Source organism: Staphylococcus sp. HMSC035D11 (assembly GCF_001836075.1).
Classification (GTDB): domain Bacteria; phylum Bacillota; class Bacilli; order Staphylococcales; family Staphylococcaceae; genus Staphylococcus; species Staphylococcus hominis.
Genome location: NZ_KV827285.1, coordinates 134,841 through 140,665 on the forward strand (window position 1 = coordinate 134,841; position 5,825 = coordinate 140,665).

Genomic DNA, 5,825 nt, shown 5'->3' on the forward strand with positions numbered 1-5,825 from the left:
TTCAATAGAAATTGTCTTTTTTCACTTATCCAAGAACTTTATGTCCCGGACTCATTATGATTTATTTTTTTATTGCTGACTTGCCATTAATTCTGCTTGCTCTACAACTTGTTCCACAGCCATTTTTTGAAGATCTGGTGGATAGCCATATTTCTTTAATAGGCGTCTAACTTGAACTCTCATTTTAGCTTTAGCACTGTCTCGTTTAGACCAATCAACACTCATGTTATCCTTAACTGTTTTAGTTAACTCATGTGCAATGGCTCTTAACTCTTTATCGCCCAAAGCTTCTTTAGCTGTTTCATGTGAAGCTCGATATACTACATACAATATACGCAACAATACGCTTGTTTCGATTAGGTTTAGGCATTGAATCATAAAGTGCAATATACTTAACACGTTCTTTAATATTTGAATTAAAACCTAGTAAATATTGTGCTGCCACATTATTTATGTGCTGAGATTTTAAAATAGAGCATTTTAATATCGATTCACCATAACGTATATGTTCATGGCGATTCAAAATTTTTAAAACGTTTCTATCACATACTTTTTCACAGTCATTGTCCATCATTGTTTTACTTATATATAGTGCAGGATTAAACCAGAATATCATTTTAAAAACAACATAAAGCTGGTTGAATATTAAGTCATGACTTTTCACATGTGATAGTTCATGTAGAATAATATATTCAATTTCTTTGTCATTCATGGTTTCGACTACGACAGTTGGTAGTACAATTTGGGATTTCACTAAACCAAATACCATCGGATTATCAATGTTTGAACTATAACTAATTGTTATATGCTTTTTGTAGAACTGCATCTTACTTTGACATACTTTAAGTCGTTCATTAAGATATGACGATTCCAATGACGAACTTTTAATAACATCAATTTGTCGGAATGCCTTAATCATATAAAATAAGCACAACAAACTACCAAATACCCATATCAAAAGAATCATATACGTTATATTTGAGGTCTCAAACTGATTAACATTAATTGCTAAGTCTTTCGTAACAGATGATTGTTGACCATCTAACATATGACTAACCGAAGAAGTCGTGTCAGATACATTTCGATTCATCATATCTTTTGAAAATGTAAAATTCGATATTTTGTAAAATGGTATTAATGGAATTAACGTGGAGACGAGCACTAATAACCAAATCTTATGTGACATAATATTTTGAGTATATTTTATATAGAGCATTCTCACTAAAAAAATTACACATATCGTGAGCAATGAACTGATTATACTTAACATTAAAAAAGATGATAACACCTTCTACACCTCCATATCACAAAAATTATAACATTATTTTGACATAAATACTACATTTGTAATATATTACAAATGTAGTCTTATATAAGGAGGATATTGATGAAAAAGATAAAAATTGTTCCACTTATTTTAATAGTTGTAGTTGTCGGGTTTGGTATATATTTTTATGCTTCAAAAGATAAAGAAATTAATAATACTATTGATGCAATTGAAGATAAAAATTTCAAACAAGTTTATAAAGATAGCAGTTATATTTCTAAAAGCGATAATGGTGAAGTAGAAATGACTGAACGTCCGATAAAAATATATAATAGTTTAGGCGTTAAAGATATAAACATTCAGGATCGTAAAATAAAAAAAGTATCTAAAAATAAAAAACGAGTAGATGCTCAATATAAAATTAAAACAAACTACGGTAACATTGATCGCAACGTTCAATTTAATTTTGTTAAAGAAGATGGTATGTGGAAGTTAGATTGGGATCATAGCGTCATTATTCCAGGAATGCAGAAAGACCAAAGCATACATATTGAAAATTTAAAATCAGAACGTGGTAAAATTTTAGACCGAAACAATGTGGAATTGGCCAATACAGGAACAGCATATGAGATAGGCATCGTTCCAAAGAATGTATCTAAAAAAGATTATAAAGCAATCGCTAAAGAACTAAGTATTTCTGAAGACTATATCAAACAACAAATGGATCAAAATTGGGTACAAGATGATACCTTCGTTCCACTTAAAACCGTTAAAAAAATGGATGAATATTTAAGTGATTTCGCAAAAAAATTTCATCTTACAACTAATGAAACAGAAAGTCGTAACTATCCTCTAGAAAAAGCGACTTCACATCTATTAGGTTATGTTGGTCCCATTAACTCTGAAGAATTAAAACAAAAAGAATATAAAGGCTATAAAGATGATGCAGTTATTGGTAAAAAGGGACTCGAAAAACTTTACGATAAAAAGCTCCAACATGAAGATGGCTATCGTGTCACAATCGTTGACGATAATAGCAATACAATCGCACATACATTAATAGAGAAAAAGAAAAAAGATGGCAAAGATATTCAACTAACTATTGATGCTAAAGTTCAAAAGAGTATTTATAACAACATGAAAAATGATTATGGCTCAGGTACTGCTATCCACCCTCAAACAGGTGAATTATTAGCACTTGTAAGCACACCTTCATATGACGTCTATCCATTTATGTATGGCATGAGTAACGAAGAATATAATAAATTAACCGAAGATAAAAAAGAACCTCTGCTCAACAAGTTCCAGATTACAACTTCACCAGGTTCAACTCAAAAAATATTAACAGCAATGATTGGGTTAAATAACAAAACATTAGACGATAAAACAAGTTATAAAATCGATGGTAAAGGTTGGCAAAAAGATAAATCTTGGGGTGGTTACAACGTTACAAGATATGAAGTGGTAAATGGTAATATCGACTTAAAACAAGCAATAGAATCATCAGATAACATTTTCTTTGCTAGAGTAGCACTCGAATTAGGCAGTAAGAAATTTGAAAAAGGCATGAAAAAACTAGGTGTTGGTGAAGATATACCAAGTGATTATCCATTTTATAATGCTCAAATTTCAAACAAAAATTTAGATAATGAAATATTATTAGCTGATTCAGGTTACGGACAAGGTGAAATACTGATTAACCCAGTACAGATCCTTTCAATCTATAGCGCATTAGAAAATAATGGCAATATTAACGCACCTCACTTATTAAAAGACACGAAAAACAAAGTTTGGAAGAAAAATATTATTTCCAAAGAAAATATCAATCTATTAACTGATGGTATGCAACAAGTCGTAAATAAAACACATAAAGAAGATATTTATAGATCTTATGCAAACTTAATTGGCAAATCCGGTACTGCAGAACTCAAAATGAAACAAGGAGAAACTGGCAGACAAATTGGGTGGTTTATATCATATGATAAAGATAATCCAAACATGATGATGGCTATTAATGTTAAAGATGTACAAGATAAAGGAATGGCTAGCTACAATGCCAAAATCTCAGGTAAAGTGTATGATGAGCTATATGAGAACGGTAATAAAAAATACGATATAGATGAATAACAAAACAGTGAAGCAATCCGTAACGATGGTTGCTTCACTGTTTTATTATGAATTATTAATAAGTGCTGTTACTTCTCCCTTAAATACAATTTCTTCATTTTCATTGTATGTTGAAAGTGACACTGTAACGAGTCCATTTTCTTTTTTTATGGATTTCTTATTTGTAATTTCAGCGATAACGTACAATGTATTACCTGGGTATACAGGTTTAATAAATTTAACGTTATTCATTTGTGTTCCTGCTACAACTTCTTCTCCGTATTTACCTTCTTCTACCCATAATTTAAATGATATTGAAAGTGTATGCATGCCAGATGCAATGATACCTTTAAATCTACTTTGTTCTGCTTTTTCTTTATCTATATGCATATATTGAGGATCAAAAGTTGTTGCAAATTGGATAATTTCTTCTTCTGTAATATGAAGGCTTTTTGTTTTGAATGTTTCTCCTACTATAAAATCATCGTATTTCATATATGTCTCTCTTTCTTATTCAAATTAATTTTTTAGTATGTAACATGTTAAAGGTAAGTCTACCGTCACTGAAACGTAAGACTCACCTCTAACTTTCTATTGAGACAAATGCACCATTTTATCTGCATTGTCTGTAAAGATACCATCAACTCCCCAATTAGCAAGTTGGTTTGCACGTGCTGGTTTGTTTACAGTCCATACGTTCAATTCATAACCCGCTTCTTTTACCATTTTTACTTTTGCTTTAGTAAGTTTGGCATCTTCAGTGTTTACTATTTTAGCATTACAGTAATCTAAAAGTGTTCTCCAGTCTTCACGAAACGAAGTTGTATGGAATATAACTGCTCTGTTATATTGTGGCATGATTTCTTCTGCAAGTTTAACAAGCACAACATTAAAGCTTGAAATGAGCACTTCTTGATTCTGATTTAAGTTTGTTAATTGTTCTTCCACTTGCTTAACCATACTTTTAGAAAGTGCTAGTCCATTCGGTCCAGTAATACCTTTTAATTCTACATTTAAATTCATATTATATTCATTTGCTATTTTTACTACATCATCGAAAGTTGGCAAATGTTCATCTTTGAATTTTTCACCAAACCAAGATCCTGCAGAAGCATCTTTAATTTCATCATAATTCAATTCAGTTATTTCCCCGGACATATTTGTAGTCCGTTCTAAATAATCATCATGAATGATAATCAGTTGTTCATCTTTTGTAATTGCAACATCTAACTCCAACCAGTTTATACCTTCTACTTCTGAAGCAGCTTTAAATGATGCAATTGTATTTTCCGGAGCTTTACTAGGTAATCCTCTATGTCCATATACAGTTAGCATATTACCTCTCCTTGCATTTTTATTTTTTTAATTAACGTAACTGTATTATCACATTAATCGCACTTTTATTTCCATTAAAAAGAGATGAATATCATAAATAAAGAAGTCGATAGATTCGTATTGATTATGGAGTTAATCTACGTCTCATCTCATTTTTAAAAAATCATTTATGTCCCAAGCTCCATTTTGTAATCAAGTCTAGTTTTTCTGTACCCCTTATCTGCAATTTTACTTAGGATTGCTTTTAACTTACCCCTTATCAGCAATTTTACTGAGAACTGCTTTTAACGCACCTCTTATCTGCAATTTTGCCTAGAACTGCTTTTAACGTACCTCTTATCTGCAATTTTACTTAGAACTGCTTTTAACGTACCTCTTATCTGTAATTTTACTGAGAACTGCTTTTAACAAACCTCTTATCTGCAATTTTACTTAGAATTGCTTTTACTATTCCTCTTATTAGTATAATCTCAGTAAGAATGCGTATAAAAATGAAAATTACAACCGATTTTGTAAGTGCTGACGCCTGAGGGAATAGTATGTGCGAGAGACTAATGGCTCGAGCCATACCCCTAGGCAAGCATGCACGTACAAAATCGTAAGATAAAAAAATAAGCATATCACTGTAAACTTTAAAAAATCAGTTTAGTGATATGCTTATTTATTTCGAGTTAGGATTTATGTCCCAAGCTCATCAAGCACAATCGGCCACTAGTTTATTTCTCTATCTTATATGTTCTGATATGGTCTTCTATACTGTATAAGTATACTTTTGAATATGGATCTTGTGTCAATTCACGTTCGAAATCAAATTCTTGATTATCAAATCTGTTAAAGAATGTTTCGTATTCTTCGACTGATAATTGCTCTCTAGATTCTAGCATATTTAAGTGTTTCTCTTTATCTAATGCTTTGTCATATCCTTTAACGATTGAACCACTAAAGATTTCTCCTACTGCTCCTGAACCATAACTAAATAGACATACTTTCTCTTCTGGTTGGAATGTGTGGTTCTGTAATAACGAAATTAAACTTAAGTATAATGATCCTGTATAAATGTTACCAACATCTCTATTCCATAATACGGTTCTGTTGCAAAGTTGAATTTATAGTATAA

At 31.0% G+C, this 5,825-nt stretch carries 5 protein-coding genes and 1 pseudogene; 1 reads left to right on the forward strand and 5 read right to left on the reverse strand.

All coding sequences use genetic code 11. From position 1 onward, the window contains the following. Window positions 1-69: 69 nt before the first annotated feature. Together HMPREF2647_RS10580 and HMPREF2647_RS10585 are read right to left on the reverse strand one after the other, a co-directional pair. Window positions 70-315 (reverse strand): annotated as a pseudogene (locus HMPREF2647_RS10580) (type I restriction enzyme endonuclease domain-containing protein); the annotation flags it as partial. After that, window positions 302-1,288, reverse strand: coding sequence for a beta-lactam sensor/signal transducer MecR1 (locus HMPREF2647_RS10585; RefSeq protein WP_001549960.1), 987 nt, complete (start codon window positions 1,286-1,288; stop codon window positions 302-304). The gene HMPREF2647_RS10585 and the pseudogene HMPREF2647_RS10580, both read right to left, overlap by 14 nt. Window positions 1,289-1,384: 96 nt before the next feature. On the opposite strand from HMPREF2647_RS10585, the gene mecA reads away from it, so the two are divergent. Continuing rightward, the gene (mecA, locus tag HMPREF2647_RS10590; RefSeq protein ID WP_063852655.1) at window positions 1,385-3,394 is read left to right on the forward strand and encodes a PBP2a family beta-lactam-resistant peptidoglycan transpeptidase MecA; all 2,010 of its coding nucleotides are present in this window, start codon (window positions 1,385-1,387) and stop codon (window positions 3,392-3,394) included. A gap of 45 nt (window positions 3,395-3,439) precedes the next feature. On the opposite strand, the gene HMPREF2647_RS10595 is transcribed toward mecA, so the two are convergent. From HMPREF2647_RS10595 to HMPREF2647_RS11095, 3 genes are all read right to left on the reverse strand, one after another. Continuing rightward, window positions 3,440-3,868: a MaoC family dehydratase gene (locus HMPREF2647_RS10595; protein WP_000872606.1), complete on the reverse strand. Its 429-nt coding sequence runs from the start codon at window positions 3,866-3,868 to the stop codon at window positions 3,440-3,442. A 96-nt stretch (window positions 3,869-3,964) separates the two neighbouring features. Beyond that, complete coding sequence (locus HMPREF2647_RS10600) at window positions 3,965-4,708, reverse strand: glycerophosphoryl diester phosphodiesterase (RefSeq protein WP_000958858.1); 744 nt, start codon at window positions 4,706-4,708, stop codon at window positions 3,965-3,967. 716 nt (window positions 4,709-5,424) lie between these two features. Then, on the reverse strand, window positions 5,425-5,814 hold the full coding sequence (locus HMPREF2647_RS11095) for a hydroxymethylglutaryl-CoA synthase (RefSeq protein ID WP_020444595.1): 390 nt from the start codon (window positions 5,812-5,814) through the stop codon (window positions 5,425-5,427). Between the last annotated feature and the right edge of the window lie 11 nt (window positions 5,815-5,825).